This is a genomic window from Mesorhizobium sp. M0663 (genome assembly GCF_040320585.1).
Lineage (GTDB): Bacteria > Pseudomonadota > Alphaproteobacteria > Rhizobiales > Rhizobiaceae > Mesorhizobium.
On record NZ_JAMYPX010000086.1, the window covers coordinates 1 to 2,588 of the forward strand.

A 2,588-nucleotide genomic window follows, 5' to 3' on the forward strand; every position below is an offset into this window, starting at 1 on the left:
CGCAACGACCGATTCATACTGCACCTCTTCTTCAAACGTCCGGAAACAGGGACTTTTGGTTTTCCATTTTGATGCGACACGGGCCTCTGTGACGCGGAAACTGGGTCACTTGATCCTTTTCCAGGTCCGCAGCTCGTATTTGGTGCGGTGCATCGGGTACCACCTGCTCGGTAGGGAGCACGCCCTCCTTGATCAATCGACGGACCCGATGGGCAGTAACCCCAAGCTTTTTGGCGGCTTCGGTCAATGTGAGCCACTCGCCATTCTTTTCGGCGGATCGGTAGCCGTGGATTTTATGGACCGTGCGCAGTGCCCCGACACGGCGCCCAGTCCAGGTTTTGCCTTGCCCGGTCTGCATTCCCATCCGGTTGAGAGTGGCGGCAATGTCTGTGTCGGACCACCGGGTCGCCATAGACCGCATGACGGCAAGGGCGGCCTCCGGAGTACTCTGGCCATGTTCGCCAGCTTTGGGTTTGCGAATGCGCAGCTGGGAGTGCTGGCCGCCTTTCCAGTGGATCGTCAAAATGACTTCACGCTGCTCTTCATCGATGTCAGCAATGATATCAGTCACGAGAGCACGAAGGAGTTGCTGACGACATCGCATGTCGACGTTAGGTGCGCGCCAGGCGGCCTCCAGATCGGTGGCAATGCCAGTAAATTCGGGGACTGGGGTGACAAGATCCATTTGTCGCGCTTGGGCCAAACCAGCTTCACAGGCTTCCACGCGCCTGAGCGCTGCCTCCCAGCTCTTCTCCAGTTGGGCAGCGATCAGCCGGTTGTCAGGGTCGCAAGCAGCATAGCGACGTTCAGCGAGAGAGGCCTCGTATCGGGCTTGCTGCAAGTCCAACTCCACCATGCGGTGTCGTTCTTCCAGATTATCCCGATGCGCCCGATCAGCTTCCATTGCGGCCTCGATCGCCATCGGCGTCACGGCCCTCAATATCTCTTTGCCGATAGCAGGGTCGATGCGAGATGCGCCAAAAGTCATGCATCGTGGCTTGGCCAGCATCTGATTGATACGTTCGCAGCGGTAATAGGGATGCCCCGGAGGCCGCCCCGAGTAGACAACGCCCAACCGCCTTCCGCATCGGCCGCAGGTGAGCAGGCCCGCGAGCAACGCGCGGCCGCCACGACCAGACTTGATGCCGCCTTTCTGGCCGAAGGCATTGACAGCGATGTGGCTCTGGTTCCTCTCAAACTCACTCCAATCGATATAGCCTTCGTGATGATCCTGGAGCAGCACGTCCCACGTTCCAAAGGGTTTGCCGTGGCCGTAGCTTTTACGCGCCCTGCCATCGACAATCTCGGTTCGCTTCTCGCTTTTACCATAGACATAGACCCCAGCGTAGAAGGGGTTCTTCAGGATCGAAATAACGCTTCGATAGCGAACCGGCACCCAGTCGAAGGACACCGTTTTGCGCCCGTCAGAAGGGCGAGGAAAATGGAAATTATCAGCCGTCAGCGAAATCAGCACCTGGCGGGCGCTGCCAAGCTCGCGGAAGCGCGAAAAGATGAGGCGGATCGCCTCTTGTACCCGCAAATCGGGATCAAGCCCCAGCCCATAGTCGCGGTGCCAGATATAACCGATCGGCACACTGAGACGCAGCTCCCCCCGCCGCGCTTTGGCGCGAGCCGCGTCAAGCATGCGCGTTCGCAAAATGCCGAGCTCAAACTCGCTGATACTGCCCTTCATGCCCAACAACAATCGATCGTTAGGCCGACAAGGATCGTACACTCCGTCGAGATCTATGACGCGCGCTTCAACCAGGCCGCACAGTTCCAGGAGATGGTGCCAATCCCGGCCATTGCGAGAAAGACGCGATGCGTCGAGGCAGAGCACTGCGCCAATTTTGCCCGTGCACAGGCCGCTCACCAGTCGTTCGAAACCAGGGCGGTCTACAGCACCGCTGGCGGTACGACCAAGGTCATCGTCGATCACATCGACATCACGGAAACCCCAGCGTCGCGCGACATCGACAAGTTCATATTGTCGCCGCTGGCTCTCCAGGTTGTTCTGGACCTGACCCGGGGTCGACTGTCGAACGTAGACCACAGCTTTGCGCTTCAGCACCGTGGCTGGAAGGAGATTATTGCCCGTCATCGCTCGCCTCCTTCGTCGCGACGCCGGCCGCGGCCATCAGGAGGGTCGCCAGCCTGGCGACAACAACGCTTCGTTCCCCGTCGCTCAGGCCTCGCATCTGCGGCGTATCGAACGGCATGCTCAGCTGCTGGGTCAGCACTGGTAATGTCGGGGGTAGTGGTAAAGCTTTCATGGCGCGCCTCCTGGATGGCCGTGAGTCCATCCCTCGAAGTCTGCCTGAAACCGCGCTCGGTAAGCAGTCTATGAAGCTCTACAAGCCCAATCACCGCAACGCGCGGTTCGCCCATCTCCATGTCGGCGCAAAACGCCCGATCCAGCATCCACTCCGCCACCTGGATGATCTCACCCGGCCTGATCTCTACCCGGATGATCGCGCCATTGGCCCGGTCCTCGCGACCTTCATGCCGAAAACGACCGCCGTAATATGGATGCCAGCGGTAATGAAACTCCACCATCTGCCCGACATGGGCAGAATGACCCTGCGATG

At 59.4% G+C, this 2,588-nt stretch carries 3 protein-coding genes; 1 reads left to right on the top strand and 2 read right to left on the bottom strand.

Features of this window, described 5'->3' with window-relative positions; all coding sequences use genetic code 11:
- Positions 1-31 precede the first annotated feature (31 nt).
- Positions 32-2,101, bottom strand: a complete 2,070-nt coding sequence (locus NKI54_RS36110) for a recombinase family protein (RefSeq protein WP_352694605.1) — start codon at positions 2,099-2,101, stop codon at positions 32-34.
- Positions 2,088-2,273, bottom strand: a complete 186-nt coding sequence (locus NKI54_RS36115) for a hypothetical protein (RefSeq protein ID WP_352694607.1) — start codon at positions 2,271-2,273, stop codon at positions 2,088-2,090. The genes NKI54_RS36110 and NKI54_RS36115 overlap by 14 nt, the downstream gene beginning before the upstream one ends.
- Between NKI54_RS36115 and NKI54_RS36120 the strand changes: the two genes are divergently transcribed.
- Positions 2,272-2,588, top strand: a 317-nt coding sequence (locus tag NKI54_RS36120) for a hypothetical protein (RefSeq protein ID WP_352694609.1), incomplete at its 3' end; no start/stop codon positions are given. The genes NKI54_RS36115 and NKI54_RS36120 overlap by 2 nt on opposite strands.

Excerpts from the sequence above, each read along its gene's own strand:
- NKI54_RS36110 (WP_352694605.1), bottom strand. The coding sequence starts at position 2,101 with ATGACGGGCAATAATCTCCTTCCAGCCACGGTGCTGAAGCGCAAAGCT.
- NKI54_RS36115 (WP_352694607.1), bottom strand. The coding sequence starts at position 2,273 with ATGAAAGCTTTACCACTACCCCCGACATTACCAGTGCTGACCCAGCAG.